Here is a 19,658-nt window from a genome sequence, read left to right on the forward strand (position 1 = left end):
CTATCAGTGGTGGCGAGGTTTGAGCAGCGCCGGTTTTTCTTCAGGTGCATTGCACAGCAGGAACAGTGCGGTGAGCAGCTCCGGGATCTGTTCGACCATGCTATCGACCAAGTCGCGATCACGGGCAATCTCAGCGAACTCCGGCTGCTCATCGAACAGGCCCGAACCGACCATGATCGGTAGCAGCAGCTCGCTGACTTCATCTTCAGCGTCGTCGAACCACACGGCTTCGCGCAGGAATACGCCTTCCATGAAGCCAATGCACCAGCCGCGCAGGTCGGAGTCGTCCGGCTCGTCACCGAGATCCAGCTCACACGGTACTTCCGGCTCGTCATCGCTGGCCAGCTGGCGGGCGATATGCGACTGCAGCTGAATCAGAGTGGCTTCGATGTCATCGCGCTCTTCATCACTGCGGTAGTGCGGCGGCTCGGAAAATAGCGCGTCGATCCACTCACGGGTTTCGACCTTGTCCGGGCAGATGGAGAGGGCGGTCAGGTAACCGTGTGCGGCGACATAGTCCAGCGCTTCTTCGTGCAGTTCATCAGCATCGAGGAAGGCTTGCAGACGGGACAGTTGCTCGGCGAAGGACATCGGTGGCTACCTTGAAGAAGTAAACGAGGCTGAATTCTAGCAGGCTGTTGAAAAACTATCTGCGTTGCCGTTGCTTCGTTGAAAGCAGATTCGAAATGCTCATTTACAGCTCGTAAACTCCGCTTTCTCACCTGCTTTCGCCTCGCACCGGCTGCCTCGCCTACGTTTTTCAACGGCCTGCTAGAGCAGACCAACCTACCCGGCCAGAGTTGCAGGCAAAACGGCGTGCTAAACGCTAAAAAACACATCCGTTGCCCGTCGCCGCGAGACACTTGCGTATAATGCCCCGCTTGATTCGGAGACCCTACATGCTCGAGCAGGCGCAACGCATCCTCAAAGACGTATTCGGCTATGACAGCTTCCGTGGCCGCCAGGGTGCGATCATCGAGCGTGTGGCCAGTGGCGGCGATGCGTTGGTGTTGATGCCGACCGGCGGCGGCAAGTCGCTGTGCTTCCAAGTACCCGGGTTGTTGCGTGACGGGCTGGCCGTGGTGGTTTCGCCGCTGATCGCGCTGATGGACGATCAGGTGGCGACCCTTGAAGAGCTGGGTGTCGCCGCAGTGGCGCTGAACTCGACACTGGACGCCGATCAGCAGCGCGATATCGCCGATCGCATTCGTCGCGGCGAGATCAAGATGCTCTATCTCGCCCCGGAGCGGCTGGTGCAGTCGCGCATGCTGGCCTTCCTGCAGCAGCTGAAGGTTGCCCTGTTCGCCATCGACGAAGCTCACTGCGTGTCTCAGTGGGGGCATGACTTCCGTCCCGAGTACCTGCAGTTGGGGCAGTTGGCCGAGCTGTTCCCCGAGGTGCCGCGCATTGCCCTGACCGCGACTGCCGACATGCGTACCCGCGAGGAAATCGTCAATCGTCTGCATCTGCAGAACGCCGAACGCTTCCTGTCCAGTTTCGACCGCCCCAACATCTTTTACCGCATCGTGCCCAAGGAGCAGCCCCGCAAGCAGTTGCTGGCGTTCCTGGCCGCGCGCAAGGGCGATGCCGGCATCGTCTATTGCCTGTCGCGCAAGAAGGTCGAAGAAGTCGCGTCGTTTCTATCCGAGCAGGGCTTCCCGGCACTGCCATACCACGCTGGCCTGCCCATTGAGCTGCGCGCCTACAACCAGAAACGCTTCCTTAATGAGGAAGGGCTGATCATGGTAGCGACCATCGCCTTCGGCATGGGCATCGACAAGCCCAACGTGCGCTTCGTCGCCCACCTCGATCTGCCCAAGTCGCTGGAAGCCTATTACCAGGAAACCGGCCGTGGCGGCCGCGACGGTCTGCCTGCTGAAGCCTGGATGGCCTACGGGCTGCAGGACATGATCTTCCTCAAGCAGATGCTCGCCAATTCCGAAGGCGACGAGCGTCACAAGCGCGTGGAGCAGCACAAGCTCGATGCGATGCTGGCTTTGTGCGAGGAAACCCGTTGCCGTCGCCAAGTGTTGTTGGCCTATTTCGACGAAGACCTGCCGCAGCCCTGTGGCCATTGCGACAACTGTACCGACGGCGTGCAGACCTGGGATGCCACCGAGCCGGCTCGCCAGGCGCTGTCGGCCATCTACCGCAGTGGTCAGCGTTATGGCGTCGGCCACCTGGTGGACATTCTGCTTGGCCGCGACAACGAGAAGATGCGTAGCCTCGGCCACCAGCATCTCTCTGTTTTCGGTGTTGGCAGTGCGCTCAGCGAAGGCGAGTGGCGCTCGCTGTTCCGTCAGTTGGTCGCGCGTGGCCTGGCGGATGTGGATCTGGAAGGCTACGGCGGGCTGCGTTTGTCTGACAGCTGCAGGCCTTTGCTGCGTGGTGAGGTGACGTTGCAGCTGCGCCGTGACCTCAAGCCGCAACAGAGCGCCAAGGCTTCGGGCAGCCCGGCACGGCAGTTGGTGCGTGGTGAAGAGCGCGAGCAGTGGGAAGCGCTGCGTGCCCTGCGCAAGCGTCTGGCCGAGGAGCACGGCGTACCGCCTTACGTCATCTTCCCCGACGCCACGCTGCTGGAGATGCTGCGCAGCAAACCCAGCACACTGGCGGAGATGGCCCGTGTCAGTGGTGTGGGTGCTCGCAAGTTGGAGCGCTACGGCGATGCCTTCCTCGAAGTGCTGGCTGGCAACGAAACGCCGCAGCCGGTGGTGGATCTGCGTCACGAGCTGGTCAGCCTGGCCCGTGCCGGCATGACGCCTGCGCAGATAGCCAATCAGCTCGGTTGTAGTCAGAAGAGTGCTTACTCGCTACTTGCCGAGGCCATCGCTGATCAGCAGATTTCCCTTGAGCAGGCCCTCGATCTGCCGGAGGAGTTGCTTGGTGAGATACAAGACGCCTTTCTCGATGGCGAAGGTGAATTGCCACCCGTAGCGCAAATCAGCCCGCTGTTTGCCGGTCGTGTGGAGGAGGGCGTGCTGCATTGCGTTCGCGCAGCGTTGCAAGCCGAATTCGAAGCCTGATCGACGATTATTGACGCGACAGACTCTTATCTCGCAACGACTGCAATCTTGCTCTCTGCCAAAAGCTATGGTTAGCTCGCTAATAATTAGTTTTTGATAATTCCAAGAGCAGCCTCAATGTCCCAATCCGAACAACACCGTTTCGCCATGCAGTTGGCTCAGCTTTCCCGTTCCTGGCGCGCCGAGCTGGATCGGCGGCTCGCTGGCCTGGGGCTGTCCCAGGCGCGCTGGTTGGTGCTGCTACACATCGGCCGTTTCGACGAGCTACCGACCCAGCGTGAGTTGGCCCAGAGCGTCGGTGTGGAAGGGCCAACGCTGGCGCGCTTGCTCGACAGCCTGGAGGCACAGGGACTGGTCAGCCGCCATGCGGTACCCGAGGATCGTCGGGCCAAGAAAATCGCTTTGTGCCCGCCGTCCAAACCGCTGATCGAGCAAATAGAAGCGATCTCCACGCAGTTGCGCGAAGAGCTTTTTGCTGGCATCGACGAGGAAGAACTGCGCCGTTGCCAACAGGTGCACGCACGCATTCTGGGTAATCTGGAACGCCGCTGATGCAGGGATTGTCTCTGCTGCAGAGACGCTTCGGGCCGCGCTATCCTCAGTATCTTCTGGTCGTGCTGATGCTCGGCAGCATGGCGATGATTCTGGCGTCGACCAGCATCAATGTGGCTTTGCCAGCAATCATGGCCGACTTCCAGATTGGCCGTCCGCTGGCTCAGTGGTTGTCCACGGGGTTTCTCGCGGCGATGACTGCCGGCTTACTGCTGTCAGCGTGGGCGCAGGCCCGGCTTGGTGCGCGTGTTACGGCGCAGGCAGGTTTGAGTCTGTTTATCGTCACCTCATTGCTTGCACTGGTGGCCGATGCCGCCTGGCAACTGATCGCCCTGCGCATCATCCAAGGGCTGTGTGCCGGTATCGTCCAGCCGCTGGCGATGGTGCTGATTTTCCAGGTGTTCGCCGGCGGCGGCCGCGGTACTGCGCTTGGCACGTATGGCCTGGGCGTGATGATCGCGCCGACGCTGGGGCCGAGCATTGGTGGCTATCTAGTCGATGCATTCGACTGGTACGCGGTGTTCTGGTTGCCTTTGCCGATGTGCGTGCTGGCCATGCTCGCTGGGCAGTTTCTAATGCCCAGCGAGCGGCAGCGTGATACGCCATTTCTCGACCTCCGGGCTTTCAGCCTGCTGTGCATCGGCTTGTTCGCCTGGCTCGGTGCGCTGGCCGAGGCGCAGCGCTTTCCCTGGGGGCAACCGCAGGTCTGGCTGACCGGCCTGGTCGGCACTCTGGCGATGGCCGGCTTTCTATGGCGAAGTCGCTATAGCGCTCGCCCGTTGCTGCCGCTCGGGCTCTGGCGACATGTTGGTTTTCGCAAGGCCAGTTGGGTAGCGCTCGCCCTGGGCATGGGACTGTACGGCACCACCTACCTGATCCCACTGCATGTGCAGACCATCGAGGGCTATAGCGCTGGCAGAGCCGGTTTGCTGTTGCTGCCAACCGGCATTCTGATGGGCGTGGCCTCGTTTCTCGGCGGTTGGTTGAGTGATCGCCTGTCCACCGCGGTGTTACTGGTCAGTGGCTTGCTGATGCTGGCGCTGTCTTCGTTCGGGCTGGGCTGGCTGGAACCGGGGGCATCGTTTCTGGTGCTTTGCTGCTGGGCCTGCGTCGGCCGTATTGGTCTGGGTATCCTGTTGCCAGCGCTGAGCACTGGAGCGCTGGACATTCTTGACCGTGAACAGCTGGCACACGGAGCGGGGGCTATCACCTTCGTGCGTCAGTTGGGCGGTGCATTCGGCGTTAACCTGCTGACCTTCTTTCTGGAGTGGCGCCATCGCCAGGAGGGCGGCGATTTCGCTGCCGAGGTGGTGGCGTTTCAGCAGAGTTATTTGCTGATGGGGGCGCTGTTTGTCTTGACCGTTTTTGCCGCTTGGAACATTCGGCCGTCACAACGTTGACGGCGTTCACATAACTAGCCGTATTTCTGGCTTTTTGCGTATGATGGCCAGATGCTCGACTTCGAGTGGATTATGCGGGTTGAAACTCGCAAGCCGTTGAATCGAGACCATACTCACTACTCGGTGGGACAAGGAGCGTTTGCCGACGCAGCGCTGTGCTACGCCGCATCTTGCAGGAAGGCCGATCCGGTTTCGGTTGCTGCAGCTACTCTTCGAGCGGAGTTATCGGGAGCTTTTATGACTCGTGTTCGTCACTTACTGATCGGCCTGGCATCGGGTTCGGCATTCTATTCGGGACTGGCGCCAGCGCTGGGGTTGGGTGAGATCACTCTGCATTCGGCGCTTAATCAGCCGTTGAACGCCGAGATCGAGCTGTTGGCGGTTGGCGATGACATGAGCGCTTCCGATATCAAGGTCTCACTTGCGCCCGCGGATGCCTTCAATCTTGCCGGTGTAGATCGCGTTTACTTCCTAAATGACCTGCGTTTCAGTCCAGTCATGCGTGGCGGCAACAGCGTCGTGCGGGTAGTTTCCAACCAGCCTGTGCGCGAGCCGTACCTGAATTTCATCGTTGAGTTGAAGCGTCCTGGCGGACAGTTGTTGCGCGAATACACGGTGCTGCTCGATCCGCCAACGTCTTCCTCGTATAGCAGTCAGGCGGCACCGGTCGGCAACAATGAGCAGTTCACGTCCTACGCGCCGCCGCGTCGTACGCCTATCGCCAGCCGTGGTGAGCGCTATCAGGTCACCAGCGGTGACAGCCTTTGGACAATTGCATCCAAGCTGCGAGTGGAAGGCAACCAGACCTCCCTGCAGGACTTGATGCTAGATATCCACGCCCTCAACCCACAGGCGTTCAGCAACGGTGACATTCACCGGCTGCGTGCCGGGGCTTCGCTATTACTGCCCGATCATGCACGCATGCCGGATGCCGCAGCGAGCCAGCCTACGCAAGCAGGCGCTGCACCACGTTCTGAAGCGCCTGCCGAGATCATTCCCGATACTGCGCCGCAACAGCCTGCCGAACCTCAGGTGGAAGTGATTGCGCAGATTCGCCGTGTCGAGGAAGAGGTCGCCAACCGCAGTGCCGAGAACATGCAGTTGCAGCAGGATCTGCTGGTGGTGCAGAACCAGTTGAAAGACATGATGACGCGCATGGAAGCGCGTGACGAGCAGATTGCCCAGCTGTTGGAGCAACTTGCTCAGCGCCCGGTGCCTGTCGAGCCCGCTTTAGCCGCTGCTGAGAGCGCTGCGCCGACTGCCGCTGTGCAAGAGCCCGTCGTTGCACCTGCAACGCAGCCTGCTGCAGAAGGGTTCTGGAATCTGTGGAACGTGCTGCTTGCATCCCTGCTGGCGCTACTGGCTGTTGCTTTGTTGCTGTTCAAACGTAAGCGCAAGCCTGATCCCGAAGCGATTGCCGAGCCTGTAATCGTCGTCCCACCAGTGGTTCGGGCTGCTGCACCTGAGGTTGTCGAACCTGTCGCGGTATCACGTGCCACGGTAGTCGACGTACCTCTGCCGGTGCGCTCCCCGGCTGTAGCGCGCACTGAGCCGAATTCCACAGATCCGCTGGACGGCGCCAATATCTATATTGCCTATGGCCGCCTGGGTGAAGCAGTAACGGCGTTGCGTCAGGCCTCCCTGGCTAACCCGCAGCGCCTGGATATCCGCTTCCGTTTGCTCGAAGTACTGGCCCAGCAGGGCAACACCGCCGCCTTCGCCGAAGAAGAAGCGAAGTTGCGTCATGACGGTTTTGATAGTGCACGCATTGACCAGCTCAAGGGTCGCTATCCGGCTCTGTTTGTGTTGCCGATGGAAACCCTAGAACCTTCCGACTCGCAAGAGCCGTTGGGGGGGCTGGAGGAACTGACTCTGGAACTGGATGATGTGCCATCGTCAGCGCTGGAACAAAGCAAGGGGCAGGACGACGATTTTCAGTTGAACCTGGACGACCTGTCGCTGGATGCCGACTGGGATCTGGTCAACCCGTTCGAGAGCGGAGCCCGCAAGAAACGTGCTGGTGTAGAGCCCGGATCTTCCGAGGCCACAAGCGCTGAGCAGTCCACCGATATTTTCGGTCATGATGCCAACAGCCCATTCGCTGGCACCATGCTAGTGGAGGAAGAGGGGCATGAGGACGATTGGCTCGATCTGGATGATTTGCCTGCTGATGAAACCGATGGTCTCGATCGTTTCGTCACCAATGAGGCGAACCTGACCAAGCTCAATCTGGCGATGGCCTACATCGAACAGGACGATCTCGAAGCTGCCTGCGATATCCTCAACGAAGTGCTCAGCGAGGGTGACGAGGAAGAGAAGCAGGAAGCCCGTGAGCTGCTTGCGCGTATTGCCTGATCTAATTCCTGATTGAAACCAAGCGCGGCCATGCCGCGCTTTTTCATGGGCGCTCGAATGGGCTGGCGCTAAGATGGCGGCCTTAGCAATGGAGCCGACTCATGACCCCTAACAAAGCCGAAGTCACCATCACCTATTGCACACAGTGCCAGTGGCTGCTGCGCGCTGCCTGGCTGGCCCAAGAGCTACTGTCGACCTTCGCTGATGACCTTGCCAGGGTCAGCCTGGAACCGGCAACCGGCGGTACCTTTCGCATCCAGTGCAACGGTGTGGAAATTTGGGAGCGCAAGGCCGATGGCGGGTTTCCCGAAGCCAAGGTGCTCAAGCAGCGGGTGCGCGACGTAATCGACCCGGCCCGTGACCTCGGCCATAGCGATCGCCCTGCAACGAACTGAGTCATTCCCTAGGCCGTTTTCGGAACCGGCCCAGAACCTGCCTGAGCGGCGCTCAGGCACACCGCCACGATGATCAGGCTCCCACCGGCAAGCATGCCAGGCGTTGGAACCTGGCTGAACAGCAACCAGGCGAAGCTGATGCCGTACACCGGCTCGAGGGCGAAAATCAGTGCTGCGCTGCGCGCTTTGACGACCCGCAGACTAGCTACCAGCAGGCTATGCGCTAACCCCGTGCAGAACACGCCCAGCAGCGCCAGCCAGAACCATTGTGGGGCTGCCAGGCCCTGCAGCGTCGCACCCGCGAATGGCAGTGAGCAGGCCAGGGCTACCAGATTCTGACCGAGTGCCGCCTGGATCGGATCGACATGGGAGGCAATCGCTCGGCCAAGCAGCGACAGCAACGCGAACAGCAGCCCCGACATGACTCCCCAAAGCAGCCCCTGAGTGTTGCTGTTGCTCGCATCCAGCGCCGGCGCGACCATCAGCAGGCCGACGCTGACCAAGGCAACCATCAGGTATTCGCCAGGCCGTGGGCGTTCGCCCAGCAGCACTTCGAGCAAGACCGTGAAGGCCGGAAAACTGGCGAACCCCAGGGTCGCGATAGCCACGCCGGACACCCGCACCGATTCGAAGAAGGTCAGCCAGTGAGCCCCCAGCAGCAGGCCACCAAGTACCAGCCAGGCCAGATGACGGGCTGCGATGTGCAACGGTTTGCCCAGCGCGAGGAGAAACAGGCCCAGCGCAAGCACGGCGAACAGCGAGCGGCCGCTGACGATAGTAATGGGGGTGGTGCTCGCCAGTTCGCCGAATATGCCGGACAGGCCGAATGCCAGAGCGCCCAAGTGCAGGCCGAGCAACGCGTTGCGGGTGTTCATGCCAAGCGCGCGCCATTGGGCAGGGGTTTGTCGAAGCCGGCGAGGACAACTTTGTCGTCGCTGTCATAGACCCCCGTCACCAGTACTTCAGAGCGCACCCCGGCAATGCGTTTGGGGGCGAAGTTGCAAACGCACAGCACCTGGCGCCCAACCAGTTCGTCGGCGCTGTAGTGGGCGGTGAGTTGGGCGCTGGAGGTACGGATGCCCAGCTCGCCGAGATCCACCTGCAACACGTAGGCGGGTTTCAAGGCTTTTTCGTTGGGCGCTGCGCTGATGAGGGTGCCGACGCGCAACTCGACGCGTTCGAAGTCCTGCCACTCGATGATCTGCATGATACGTCTCCTATTCTGGCCGCCACTTTAAAGGGCCGGAACAGGATCAGCTGTCGCGCGACTGGCGTTATTTGTCGCGAGGCTGGCGCTCGCGCAGCGCCTTGGGCGTTTCGCCGAATTGCCGGGAGAGGGCGGCGGTGAAGGCGCTCTGCGAGGTATAGCCGACCCGTGCGGCAATTTCGCCGACGCTCAGGCGGCTGTTGTGCAGCAGTTGGCGACCCAGGCGCAGGCGCTTGTCGCGCACGTAGGCCATTGGTGTGAGCCCTGTCTCGTCGAGAAAACGGTTGTGAAAGCGCGCAGCGGAAAGCCCGGCAAGGCTGGCCAGATCCGCCACCTGAATGGGATGGGCAGCGTGCCGCTCGATATAGGCGTTCAGCACGCTAAGCGGCAGACCCAAACTGGGACGTTGATTGGCTTCTGCGCTTAGGCTGGCCAGCAGCAGAATAGAGCCCTGACGAGCGATCAGCGGATCGTTGATCGGGCTGGCGGCAAGCCAGTTGACCAGGCCGCTTTGCGTCACCGACAGCTCGACTTTCTGCGGCGCCTCCAGCAAGCGTTGGCTGGCATCGGCATGATCGCCGAGGTGATGCTCAAGCCAATTGCCTGCGGGTACGTCGAGCACCAGGCATTCGCTGCCATGGCGGCTGTCGCAGGCGTGGCGCGCACCGGCAGGCACCACCACCAGCGTTTGCCGGCTGATGCGACTGCCCAGGCCTTCAACCTCGAACTGCAGGTGTCCGCTCAGGCCGAAAACCAGCTGGGCATGGTCATGCTCGTGGCAGACGATGTCCTGATGGTAGTGGCGGACTGACAAGAGCGCTGACATGGCGGAGTTCCTCGAACGGTCGTGCCAGTTTACTCCGTGAATCGACGTTTTGGATGCGGACAGCGAGCGTGCATCTGCGAAAACGCCGCTGTCGTGAGGCTCTGTCATCGAATCGCCATGCCACGTTCACAATCATTTCACCGCTTTCGCTCAAGCTCGGCCGAAAATCTGCCGGAGATCGCCCGATGAGCATCGCACAACTGGTAAGGCCGAGCCGCAAGCAACGCGTCCGCACGCTGTGGATTTCCGATGTGCACCTGGGCACACGAGATAGCCAGGCCGAGCACCTGGCAGCCTTTCTCAAGCGTTATCAGGCCGAGCGCATCTACCTGGTGGGCGACATCATCGACGGCTGGAAGCTGCGCGGTGGCATTTACTGGCCACAGGCGCATACCAATGTGATCAGGCGCCTGCTGACCATGAGCAAGCGCGGTACTCAGGTGATCTACGTCACCGGCAATCACGACGAATTCCTGCGCCGCTACTCGAAGCTGCTGCTGGGCAACATCCAGCTGGTCGACGAGGCCGAGCACGTTACCGCCGATGGCCGGCGCCTGCTGGTCATCCACGGCGACCAGTTCGACGTGATCACCCGTTATCACCGCTGGCTGGCCTTTCTCGGTGACTCGGCCTACACCTTCACGCTGGTGCTCAATCGCTGGCTCAACCACTGGCGGCGCCGCTACGGTTACGGCTACTGGTCGCTGTCCGCCTACCTCAAGCACAAGGTCAAGACGGCGGTGAACTTCATCAGCGATTTCGAGGAAGCCATCACCCACGAATGCGCTCGTCGCGGCTTCGACGGTGTGGTGTGCGGGCATATTCATCACGCGGAGATTCGCAAGCTGGGCGATGTCGAGTACCTCAACTGTGGCGACTGGGTCGAATCCTGCACGGCGCTGATCGAGCACCCGGACGGGCGCATCGAGCTGTATCGCTTGGCCGATGAGCAGGAGCGGCTGGCGCAACTGCAGGCAGACAAGGTCGCGGTCATCGAGCCAGCCGCATGAGGCTGCTGATCGTCACCGATGCCTGGGCGCCGCAGGTCAATGGCGTGGTCACCAGTCTGCAGGCTCTGGTCAGCGAGTTACGGGATATGGGGCATCTTGTCGACGTGCTTTCGCCGAGTGCATTTCGCTGCGTGCCCTGTCCGAGCTACCCGGAGATTCCCCTGGCCTGGAACCTGTGGCGCGTCGCTGCGGCCATCGAGGCCTTCGCTCCGGATTGCGTACACTTGGCGACCGAGGGGCCCTTGGGTTGGGCGGCGCGGCGTTGGCTGCTGCGCCGAGGCATGGCATTTTCCAGTGCGGTGCACACTCGTTTTCCCGAGTACCTGACGACGCGATGTCCGTGGCTACCGCTGGGGTTGGGGTATGCCTATCTGCGTCTGTTTCATCGTCCCAGCCAGGCGGTGCTGGTCAGTACCGAACGATTACGCGAGGGGCTTGCCAGTCGAGGGCTGCAGCGCCTGGCATTATGGCGCAAGGGCGTGAATACCCGCCTGTTCGCCCCGAAGGTCTGTGCCCAGACGCCGGTGGCCGCGGTATTTCTGTACGTGGGGCGCATCGCGGCAGAGAAGAATCTGCAGGCATTTCTCGAGCTCGATCTACCCGGCGAGAAATGGGTGGTCGGTGATGAACCTCAGAGAGAGGGGCTGCAACAGGCTTATAGTCAGGTCAGGTTCTTTGGTTACCGGCACGGCGAGGAATTGGCCGAGTTCTATCGTCGCGCCAGTGTGCTGGTGTTTCCCTCGCTGACCGATACCTACGGCCTGGTGATGCTCGAAGCCCAGGCCTGCGGTACGCCGGTGGCAGCCTTCGCCGTGCCGGGGCCGTTGGATGTAGTGGTGCCCGGCGTGACGGGCGTGCTCGCCGACGATTTGCGTCTGGCGTGCCTAGCAGCGCTGGAGCTGGATCGCAGGCTATGTGCGCAGGAGGCCGGGCGACAATCCTGGCGCGCGTCGGCTGTCGAGTTTCTGGCCCGACAGCCACTGCTGAGCGGCGAGTCGCTGGATGTCGAATTGCCGCCGCGAGCCGCGGGGCTGGGCATTACATGATGATCTTGTCGCGCAGCTTCTCGGCAGCCTGCTGCAGGGCCTGGATGACCCGTTCCTTGTCGAAGTTCTGAATGCCGTTGGTATCCAGGTACATGGAGAACCCGGGCAACTCGTGTTCGACGTAACTGGAGGTGGCACCCAGGTCGCGGCGGAAGTCCACCACCTGATAGATCTGCACCGGCCGGGTGAAGCCCTTGACGTTGATCTGGCCCTTGTCGCGGCACATGATCACGTCTTTGATCAGCGAGTAAGTCTCGTGAGAGATCAGGATCTCGCCGGCTTCGGCAGCGCTTTCCAGGCGGCTGGCCAGGTTCACATCGCGACCGATGATGGTGTAGTCCATACGTGTATCGGCACCGAAGTTACCGACGGTGCAGTAACCGGTGTTGAGCCCCATGCGGATCTCCAGCGGCTTGGTGATGCCCTGGGCGCGCCAGTGCTGGCGCAACACCTTCATGTGCTTGCGCATGGCGATGGCCATCGAGACCGCGGCCATGGCGTCCTTCTTGGCGCCCTGGCTGCTCGGGTCACCGAAGAACACCATGACGCTGTCGCCGATGAACTTGTCGATGGTGCCGCCGAATTTCATGCAGATCTTCGACATCTCATTGAGATAGGTGTTGAGCAGGTCGGTCAGGGCTTCGGCTTCCAGCTCTTCGGACAGCTCGGTGAAACCACGAATATCGGAGAAGAACACCGTGAGCTTCTTGCGCTGGGTTTCCAGGCGCACGTGTTTCTTGCCGCTGAAGATCGACTCCCACACCTGTGGCGACAGGTACTTGGCCAGGTTGCGGGCCAGACGCGCGGCCTTTTCCTGCTCACGCTTGATCTCGATGCGTACCTGGCTGAGGCGAATGCTCTGCTGGTGTACGAAGTAGGCGGTTATGCAGATATACAGCGTGGTGAAGACGATACTGACCAGCGCCACCAGAGCCGGTGTTTCCGGTGCGACGTGCAGGTCGGTGAGTGAGGCGGTGAGCAGCGCACCGCTGCAGGCCACCAACAGCGCCAGGCCCATGTCGCGCAGCCCGCCGACGATCAAAGCGCTGAAGGTCAGCGTGAGCAGGCACATCAGGCTGGGCACCACCGAGAAACCCAACAGCGCTGCAGCGGCACCACAGTGCAGGGCATCGACGAACAGCAGAGTCATCACTGTGCGATGCGAGTACTCGTCCCTGAAGCGTTTGCTGAGCCAGTAAGCCAGGTGCGGGTAGAGCAGGGCGTACGGCACCAGCCACAGCAACTCGTGGCTGAACACCTGCGCATAGGTGCCGGCGGCGACGCTGGCGGCTATGGCGATGTAGGCCAGTACACGTGAGTAATACTCGCGTGTGGGCAGCGTTGGTAACCCGTTCGGAATGGCGGAAAGAGTTGCATTCATGCTGTGGCGACGATCCCTGCTGTAAATCCGACTGCATTACCGGGAGCCAGGCAGCACGGGGCGTGCGGACGGGGCCAGCGGAAAACTGGGATCATATACGCTGACGCGGAGGCCGGCAAAGGCGCAATGCCATAAGACACCGAACGGTCATGCCGAGCGGCCTGTCGGTCTCGCCGAGGTTGCTTACTAAAAGCGGATTTTGCCGGTTAGGGCGTCCTTGAGCATTACCCAGTCCCCCATCAACGAGTACAGCGGATGCTGGAAAGTGGCCGGGCGGTTGTGTTCGAAGACGAAGTGTCCCAGCCATGCGAAGCCATACCCGATAACTGGCAGGGCCAGTAGCCAGAGCCATTGCTGGCTGACCAGCGAATAGCCGAGCACCAGCAGTACCAGCAGGCTGCCGAGGTAATGCATGCGCCTACAGATCGGGTTGGCGTGTTCTTGCAGGTAGTAAGGATAGAACTCGGCGAAGGAGTTGAAACGCTCGTGGGCCTGGCTGCTCATCGACGGCTTCCTGTTGTTGTTATGTCAGGAGAGTTTAGGCCGATTCCGCGCAATCGTAGCGCCCGGTCGTCTGCGCTGAGGCCGCGATCAGTGTCGCCAGAAAGCGGGCATCAGCAGCACCAGCACGGTGAGGATCTCCAGGCGGCCCAGTAGCATGCCCAGGGTCAGCAGCCATTTGGCCATGTCTGGCAGGCTGGCGTAGGTGCCGGCCGGGCCAATGATCGGGCCCATGCCTGGGCCGACGCCGGCGACCGTGCTGGCCGCGCCGCTCAGTGCGGTGATCCAGTCCAGGCCGCACAAGGTCAGGGCCAGAGCCAGCATCGCGATAGTGATGGTGAAGAAGAACGAGAAGGTGAGAATCGAGCGAACGATGTCCTCATCCAAGCGGTGATGGTTGTACTGCTGTTTGATCACCGCGCGTGGGTGCACCAGTTGCATCAGGTTGGCTTTGAGCAGGATGTAGGCGACCTGGAAACGGAAAATTTTCAACCCGCCGGCGGTGGAGCCGGAGCAGCCGCCAATAAAACCAAGGTAGAAAAACAACATGCCGGCGAAGCCGCCCCACAACGTATAGTCGCCGAGCGCGAAGCCTGTGGTGGTCATCACCGAGGTGCTATTCACCGCCACGTGGCGCAGAGCGTCGAGCCAATGCAGGTCGGTGGTCAGGTAGTACCAAGTACCCATAACCAACCAAGTGCTGAAAAGAATGGCGAGAAAACCGCGTACCTGCTGGTCGCGCAGCACCGCGCCGAAGTTGCCACGCAAGGTCGAGACATAGAGCACGAAGGGCAGGCTGCCAAGGATCATCAGCACCACGGTCACCCAGTGCACCCCGGGTTGTGTCCATTTCGCCAGGGACATGTCCGAAGTGGAGAAGCCGCCCGTGGAGATCGCCGACATGCTGTGGTTGATGGCGTCGAAGAAGCTCATGCCAGCGAGCCACAGGCCCAAGCAACCGAGCAGGCTGATGCCCAGATAGGCCACCACCATGTACTTGGCCACCATGTGCGAGCGCGGCATGACCTTGTCGGAGCGATCCGAGGATTCGGTCTGGAACAGGCGCATGCCACCGATGCGCAGCATCGGCAGAATGGCCACCGCCATGGCGATAAAGCCGATACCACCCAGCCAGTGCAGCATGGAGCGCCAGATCAGGATGCCCGGTGACATGTCGTCCAGCCCGGTCAGTACGGTGGCGCCGGTGGCGGTGATGCCCGACATGCTCTCGAAAAAGGAGTCGGTGTAGCTCATGTGCTGGGTGAGCATGAACGGCAGGGCGGCGAAAATGCACACCATCAGCCAGCTCGAGACCGTCAGCAGGTACATGTCACGGGGGCGCAGTTGAACATCCTGGGGGCGACCACGGGCGATCATCGACAGGCCGGCGATAAAGGTGATCAGACTCGACCAGGCGAAGGGGCTCACTTCCGCGGCACGATCAAAAACGAACAAGGTGAACATCGGGCCAATCATGCCGATGGCCAGGGTGATCAGAAAGATGCCATTGATGAACGCGATGAGTCTTAGGGTTGGCCAGGCCATCGGTTTTATCCGCGAAAAAGTGGCGCCATTCTACCTGTGCCACTGGTGCTGTAAACCGGCCAGCTCAGGCGCTTCGATCACCCGGTATGGCGGCCACTCAGGGCGCTTTACAAGTCCATGGCGATGCATAGAATACGCCCTCAGGTGCCGGCCCTTGCCGGTTTCTGAGCCCATTCGAAATCATGTCCAATCCTTGTCTCACGTGCGGCGCCTGCTGCGCGCATTTTCGTGTGTCCTTCTTCTGGGGTGAATGTCAGTCGGCAGGCGGAAGCGTGCCCGACGAACAGGTCATCCTGATCACCCCGCACCGCGTCGCAATGCGCGGCACCGAGGCCAAACCATCACGCTGCAACGCCTTGTTGGGCGACGTGGGGCAGGGCACGCGCTGCACGCTGTATGAACAGCGCTCCAGCACCTGCCGCGAGTTCGAGGCCTCCTGGGCCAACGGCGAGCACAACCCGCAGTGCGATGACGCGCGCAGGGCTTACGGGCTGCCGCCGCTGGTGCCGCCATTGGAGCCAGAGATGTCGCCGGATCGGGTTGCCTAGCGGCCAGACCACGTGTTCTGCATGGCGTCCACCATCGCTTCGCCGGCAAGCGGGTTCCTACGGATCTGCGCCGGGCTCGCGCGCTGGTGTAGGAGTCGGCTTGTCGGCGAATGGCTGCTGCACCGTGTTTTTATAGGGTGAGCAAGGTTTCGGCCTCCGCTTTTGTAGCTTGTGTCGAGCGCAGCGATACCCGGGAAATCGCCCTGGGTATCGCTGCGCTCAACGCCAGGCTACGGAGGTTACGGATCCACGCGATCCCTGTAGGAGCTGGCTTGCCGGCGAATAGTCGCTGCACCGCGAATTTGCGTGATGCCCGCAACCGTTTTCGCCCGCAAGCGGGCTCCTACAGGATTGCTGGTGATTCGGCTGTGCCCTCGCCGTTCATGCTCGGCTGGCTTGGCTGGTAGAATCCCGGTTCTTTTTCTGGAGGTGAGCCCATGGATGCTCTCGATGCGCTGATCAACCGTGTTTCCGCTCCTCGTTTGATCGAGCCTGCGCCCACCGCCGAGCAGCGTGAACAGCTGTTTCGCGCCGCGTTGCGGGCGCCGGATCACGGGCAGCTGCGTCCTTGGCGTTTCCTGACGGTCGAGGGTGATGCGCGTCATGTGCTGGGCGAGCTGTTTGCCGAGGCGATAGCGGGCAAATATCCCGATGCTGACGAAGAGGCGCTGACCAAGGCGCGCAACATGCCGCTGCGGGCGCCACTGCTGATCGTTGTAGTTGCCCGTACCCAGGGGCATCCCAAGGTGCCGGCTCAGGAGCAGGTACTGGCTGCGGGCTGCGCGGCTCACGGCATTCTGCTTGCCGCCTACGCCCAGGGTATCGGTGCGGTGTGGCGCACCGGCGAGTTGTCCCATGATCCGCTGGTGGATGCCGGCCTCGGCCTCGCGGAAAACGAGCAAGTGATTGGCTATCTCTACCTGGGCACGCCGCAGCGTGAATTGCGTGTCGCGCCGCAGTCGAATATCGACGAGTTCGTCAGCGCTTGGGTGAACAAGGCCTAGCTGCTTTCCCGCTCGATCAACTCACACACCAGCGGTTGCGGGGCATCGCTCGATGCCTCCTCGAGCACGCCCAGTTTCTGCAGGATGCGCTGCGCTGCCACTTCGCCGATAGACCTTGTCCAGTAGATAGCGCGCTGCGCTGACGCCAACGCAAGGTTTGTCACTCGATCTGCGTCGCATCCAGAGGGAGGATGAGCTTGGCGCTGAAGCCGCCGTCCGGGTGGTTTTCCAGTTGCAGGCGACCGCCGTGGCGTTCTGCGGCGCGGCGCGCGATGGCCAGGCCGAGGCCGTGACCGGCAGCGCTCTGGCCTGGTGCGCGAAAGAAGGGTTCGCCGAGTTGTGCCAGGTGCTGTTCGGCAACGCCGGGGCCGTGGTCGCGGACTTCCAGGTACACCTCATCGGTGCGACGTACGAAATTCAGCTCGATAGGCTGCCCTTCGGGGCTGAAGCGCAGGGCGTTGCGCAGCAGGTTGTCCAGCGCACGCTCGAGCATGTCCGGCCAGCCTTGCAGGTGCATGCCCGGCTGCAGGCTGACGTCCAGTTGCTGTTCGGGATGGCTGAGTTTGACGTCTTCGCGCAGCTTGTTGGCCAATTGCGCCAGGTCGATGCTCTGCGCCGAGCCAGGTTCGGCGTCGAGGCGGGCGAGGGCGAGGATTTCGCTGATCAGGTCTTCCAGGCGGTCGCATTCACGAATCAGCCGTGGCCAGAGTTTTTCCCGCTCCGCAGGCTCTGCGCGCTCCGCCAACGCCAGGGCGATGCGCAGGCGGGCGAGCGGGGAACGCAGCTCGTGGGAGACGTCGCGCAACAACTGGCGCTGGCTGCCGATCAGATCCTGCAGGCGCGCGCCCATACGGTTGAAGTCGTTGGCCAGCACGCCAAACTCGTCACGACGGCTGGCCAGGCGCGCCAGGCTGTTCTGCTGGTAGGCGGTCTGCCCGAGGTCGTGCACTGCACCGCGCAAGCGATTCAGCGGACGAGTGATGGACAGGGTCAGCAGCAAGCTGAACAAGGTCAGCACGACCAGTGCGATACCCAGTGCACTCAACGGCCAGAGCAGGCTACCACGGTGCCAGGCATCCAGTTCCGGGTGTGGGATGCGGTAGATGAACAGGTAGGTTTCGCCACTCGAGGGGCTGGTGTAATCGGTGGTCAGGCGCCGCCAGGGCAGGCGCCGTTCGCCTTCGTTGCGCTCCTCGAAGGCAGCGGCGCGAGGCGGGAAGGTGCCACGAACCGCGGGCTGGCCGGCTTCCGTCAGCACCTGGGTGTCGATGCGGAAACGCCGTTTGCGTTGTTCCAACACGTCCTGCGCGGCGCTTGCGCCGTCCGTCTCGTACGCTTGCACCCATTGTGCGGGGAGGTTTTCCAGGCCGGGGTGCTGGTTGAGAATCCAGGCGTCCTGATTCAGGGCACGACCGAGCAGCATGGACAGGCCAGCCACCAGGGCGATCGCCAGCCAGAAACTGCCGAGAATCCGCCAGAACAATGAACGCACGTGAACTCCTTCAGACGCAGAAGCCTGTGCCACCCGAGGTGGCACAGGCTGGTATTGGGCCGTCACCTGGCGTGCAGGCGACGGGCTGTCGCGATCAGCCAGCTTTCTTGTGTTCGGCTTTCCACGCTTCGAAGGCTTCGCGATCGGCCTTGCGCTCTTTCATCTTGGCCGCCTGTTCGTCGAAGGTCTTCTGTTGTTCCGGGTTCAGCAGGGCGCGAATGGCGGTCTGCTGCTTGTCGCGAGAAGCTTTGCGCTCTGTTTCCAGGGCCTTCTTGTCGGCTGCCGGCAGCTTGTCCAGATAACGCTGGGTGAGCTCGCGATCGTTCTTTCTCTGTTCGCCCATCAGCTTGTGTACCTGGCGTTGCTGATCCTTGCTCAGATCCAGCTCATGGAAGAACCGCGGGCCGTGATCACCGCCTGGGCGATGGTCACCACCAGGGGCTGCCATTGCCAGGGTCGGCAGGGTCATGGCGAGGAGCAGGGCGGTCATGGTCTTGCGCATGGTGTATCTCCTTGTCTCGAAACCGGCCAGTTGCCGGATGTGCCCAGATTAGGGGTTTCAAGGTAAGGCGCGGTCAGCCAAGGTAAAGGCAGGGTAAAGAGACGCCATGCTGTGTAAATCGCTCGAAAACTGCTCATTATTCGCGGCGAATCGGCCTCGCAGCGTCGCAGAGCAGGCTCTCAGGTCGTGTAGTAATAGCCGCGGCTGCGCAGGGCGATGATGCGCTGGCGGCCATCCGGGTGCGGGCCGATTTTCTTGCGCAGGTTGCTGACGTGCATGTCCAGGCTGCGGTCGTAGAGGGTCAGCTTGCGGCCCAGGGCCAGTTGCGCGAGCACCTGCTTATCCACCGGTTCGCCGGGCTGCTTGAGCAGGGCTTCGAGAACCCGGCTTTCGGACAGGGTCAGGACGATCTCCTGGCCATCTGCGCCAAGTGCCGCCACCCCTCGAGCCGGGCTGAAGCGCAGATCGCCCAGTTCCAGCTGGCTGGATGTGGCTGGTGGCAGGCTGCGGCGCAGCACGGCGCGCAGGCGCGCGGTCAGCTCGCGGGGGTCGCAGGGTTTGGCCAGGTAATCGTCGGCGCCCAGCTCCAGGCCGAGAATCCGATCCAGCGGCTCGCCCCTCGCCGAGAGCATCAGCACGGGCAGCTCGGGGTGTTCGCTGCGTAGCTGCTTGAGCACCTCGAGGCCACTGCCGTCTGGCAGCATCACGTCCAGCACAACGGCATCCGGGGCACTTTGCGTGAGCGCGTGGCGGGCATTCTGCCCGTCGTGGCAGGCGGTGACCTGAAAACCTTCCTGGGTCAGCCAACTGGCCAGCAGTTCACAGAGTTCGACGTCGTCGTCGATCAGCAGCAGATTGCTCATGGTTAAGA

Annotated in this window: 20 protein-coding genes; 9 read left to right on the forward strand and 11 right to left on the reverse strand. The window is 61.8% G+C overall.

All coding sequences use genetic code 11. The annotated features are described in order from the left end of the window. Positions 1 to 3: 3 nt before the first annotated feature. Positions 4 to 591 (reverse strand): UPF0149 family protein, encoded by a 588-nt coding sequence (locus ACZ0AI_RS03945; RefSeq protein ID WP_463564653.1) that lies wholly within the window; start codon positions 589 to 591, stop codon positions 4 to 6. Between the two features lie 308 nt (positions 592 to 899). Between ACZ0AI_RS03945 and recQ the strand changes: the two genes are divergently transcribed. The 5 genes from recQ to ACZ0AI_RS03970 all read left to right on the forward strand — a co-directional run bounded on the left by recQ (position 900) and on the right by ACZ0AI_RS03970 (position 7,725). After that, positions 900 to 3,023, forward strand: a complete 2,124-nt coding sequence (recQ, locus tag ACZ0AI_RS03950; RefSeq protein WP_463564654.1) for a DNA helicase RecQ — start codon at positions 900 to 902, stop codon at positions 3,021 to 3,023. Positions 3,024 to 3,140: 117 nt separating this feature from the next. Then, positions 3,141 to 3,575, forward strand: coding sequence for a MarR family transcriptional regulator (locus ACZ0AI_RS03955; protein ID WP_463564655.1), 435 nt, complete (start codon positions 3,141 to 3,143; stop codon positions 3,573 to 3,575). Beyond that, positions 3,575 to 4,975, forward strand: coding sequence for a DHA2 family efflux MFS transporter permease subunit (locus ACZ0AI_RS03960; RefSeq protein ID WP_463564656.1), 1,401 nt, complete (start codon positions 3,575 to 3,577; stop codon positions 4,973 to 4,975). Before ACZ0AI_RS03955 ends, ACZ0AI_RS03960 begins: the two co-directional genes overlap by 1 nt. 237 nt (positions 4,976 to 5,212) lie before the next feature. Next, entirely contained in the window at positions 5,213 to 7,330 is a 2,118-nt protein-coding gene (locus tag ACZ0AI_RS03965) for a motility hub landmark protein FimV (RefSeq protein ID WP_463564657.1), read from the forward strand. Positions 7,331 to 7,431: 101 nt separating this feature from the next. Further along, positions 7,432 to 7,725: an Rdx family protein gene (locus tag ACZ0AI_RS03970; protein ID WP_225831899.1), complete on the forward strand. Its 294-nt coding sequence runs from the start codon at positions 7,432 to 7,434 to the stop codon at positions 7,723 to 7,725. Positions 7,726 to 7,733: 8 nt separating this feature from the next. On the opposite strand, the gene ACZ0AI_RS03975 is transcribed toward ACZ0AI_RS03970, so the two are convergent. The 3 genes from ACZ0AI_RS03975 to ACZ0AI_RS03985 all read right to left on the reverse strand — a co-directional run bounded on the left by ACZ0AI_RS03975 (position 7,734) and on the right by ACZ0AI_RS03985 (position 9,758). After that, on the reverse strand, positions 7,734 to 8,600 hold the full coding sequence (locus ACZ0AI_RS03975; protein WP_463564658.1) for a DMT family transporter: 867 nt from the start codon (positions 8,598 to 8,600) through the stop codon (positions 7,734 to 7,736). After that, complete coding sequence (locus tag ACZ0AI_RS03980; protein WP_463564659.1) at positions 8,597 to 8,932, reverse strand: tRNA-binding protein; 336 nt, start codon at positions 8,930 to 8,932, stop codon at positions 8,597 to 8,599. Before ACZ0AI_RS03980 ends, ACZ0AI_RS03975 begins: the two co-directional genes overlap by 4 nt. Positions 8,933 to 8,999: 67 nt before the next feature. Beyond that, positions 9,000 to 9,758 carry a helix-turn-helix transcriptional regulator gene (locus tag ACZ0AI_RS03985; protein WP_463564660.1) on the reverse strand — a complete coding sequence of 253 codons (759 nt, stop codon included), beginning with the start codon at positions 9,756 to 9,758 and terminating at the stop codon, positions 9,000 to 9,002. 185 nt (positions 9,759 to 9,943) lie between these two features. Here ACZ0AI_RS03985 and ACZ0AI_RS03990 point away from each other — a divergent pair, with 185 nt between their 5' ends. Both ACZ0AI_RS03990 and ACZ0AI_RS03995 read left to right on the forward strand, forming a co-directional pair. Further along, complete coding sequence (locus ACZ0AI_RS03990; RefSeq protein ID WP_463564661.1) at positions 9,944 to 10,768, forward strand: UDP-2,3-diacylglucosamine diphosphatase; 825 nt, start codon at positions 9,944 to 9,946, stop codon at positions 10,766 to 10,768. Further along, entirely contained in the window at positions 10,765 to 11,814 is a 1,050-nt protein-coding gene (locus tag ACZ0AI_RS03995; RefSeq protein WP_463564662.1) for a glycosyltransferase family 4 protein, read from the forward strand. The genes ACZ0AI_RS03990 and ACZ0AI_RS03995 overlap by 4 nt, the downstream gene beginning before the upstream one ends. Here ACZ0AI_RS03995 and ACZ0AI_RS04000 read toward each other — a convergent pair. From ACZ0AI_RS04000 to ACZ0AI_RS04010, 3 genes are all read right to left on the reverse strand, one after another. Beyond that, positions 11,807 to 13,195, reverse strand: a complete 1,389-nt coding sequence (locus ACZ0AI_RS04000) for an adenylate/guanylate cyclase domain-containing protein (RefSeq protein WP_463564663.1) — start codon at positions 13,193 to 13,195, stop codon at positions 11,807 to 11,809. The two genes, ACZ0AI_RS03995 and ACZ0AI_RS04000, sit on opposite strands and share 8 nt — an antisense overlap. 186 nt (positions 13,196 to 13,381) lie before the next feature. After that, positions 13,382 to 13,699: an Mpo1-like protein gene (locus ACZ0AI_RS04005; RefSeq protein WP_463564664.1), complete on the reverse strand. Its 318-nt coding sequence runs from the start codon at positions 13,697 to 13,699 to the stop codon at positions 13,382 to 13,384. An 87-nt stretch (positions 13,700 to 13,786) separates the two neighbouring features. After that, positions 13,787 to 15,241, reverse strand: coding sequence for a TrkH family potassium uptake protein (locus ACZ0AI_RS04010; protein WP_463564665.1), 1,455 nt, complete (start codon positions 15,239 to 15,241; stop codon positions 13,787 to 13,789). Positions 15,242 to 15,423: 182 nt separating this feature from the next. On the opposite strand from ACZ0AI_RS04010, the gene ACZ0AI_RS04015 reads away from it, so the two are divergent. Both ACZ0AI_RS04015 and ACZ0AI_RS04020 read left to right on the forward strand, forming a co-directional pair. After that, a complete protein-coding gene (locus tag ACZ0AI_RS04015; protein WP_463564666.1) occupies positions 15,424 to 15,789 on the forward strand; it encodes a YkgJ family cysteine cluster protein in 366 nt (121 codons plus the stop codon). Between the two features lie 437 nt (positions 15,790 to 16,226). Beyond that, complete coding sequence (locus tag ACZ0AI_RS04020) at positions 16,227 to 16,793, forward strand: NAD(P)H nitroreductase (RefSeq protein WP_463564667.1); 567 nt, start codon at positions 16,227 to 16,229, stop codon at positions 16,791 to 16,793. Here the strand turns inward: ACZ0AI_RS04020 and ACZ0AI_RS04025 are convergent. From ACZ0AI_RS04025 to ACZ0AI_RS04040, 4 genes are all read right to left on the reverse strand, one after another. Further along, on the reverse strand, positions 16,790 to 16,957 hold the full coding sequence (locus ACZ0AI_RS04025) for a hypothetical protein (RefSeq protein ID WP_463564668.1): 168 nt from the start codon (positions 16,955 to 16,957) through the stop codon (positions 16,790 to 16,792). The genes ACZ0AI_RS04020 and ACZ0AI_RS04025 overlap by 4 nt on opposite strands. After that, positions 16,954 to 18,285, reverse strand: a complete 1,332-nt coding sequence (locus ACZ0AI_RS04030) for a sensor histidine kinase (RefSeq protein WP_463564669.1) — start codon at positions 18,283 to 18,285, stop codon at positions 16,954 to 16,956. The genes ACZ0AI_RS04025 and ACZ0AI_RS04030 overlap by 4 nt, the downstream gene beginning before the upstream one ends. A 94-nt stretch (positions 18,286 to 18,379) precedes the next feature. Then, positions 18,380 to 18,787, reverse strand: a complete 408-nt coding sequence (locus ACZ0AI_RS04035) for a Spy/CpxP family protein refolding chaperone (RefSeq protein ID WP_225832796.1) — start codon at positions 18,785 to 18,787, stop codon at positions 18,380 to 18,382. A 179-nt stretch (positions 18,788 to 18,966) separates the two neighbouring features. Then, on the reverse strand, positions 18,967 to 19,650 hold the full coding sequence (locus tag ACZ0AI_RS04040; RefSeq protein WP_463564670.1) for a response regulator transcription factor: 684 nt from the start codon (positions 19,648 to 19,650) through the stop codon (positions 18,967 to 18,969). Positions 19,651 to 19,658 lie beyond the last annotated feature (8 nt).

The sequence above is a fragment of the Pseudomonas sp. AC355 genome, assembly GCF_979258205.1.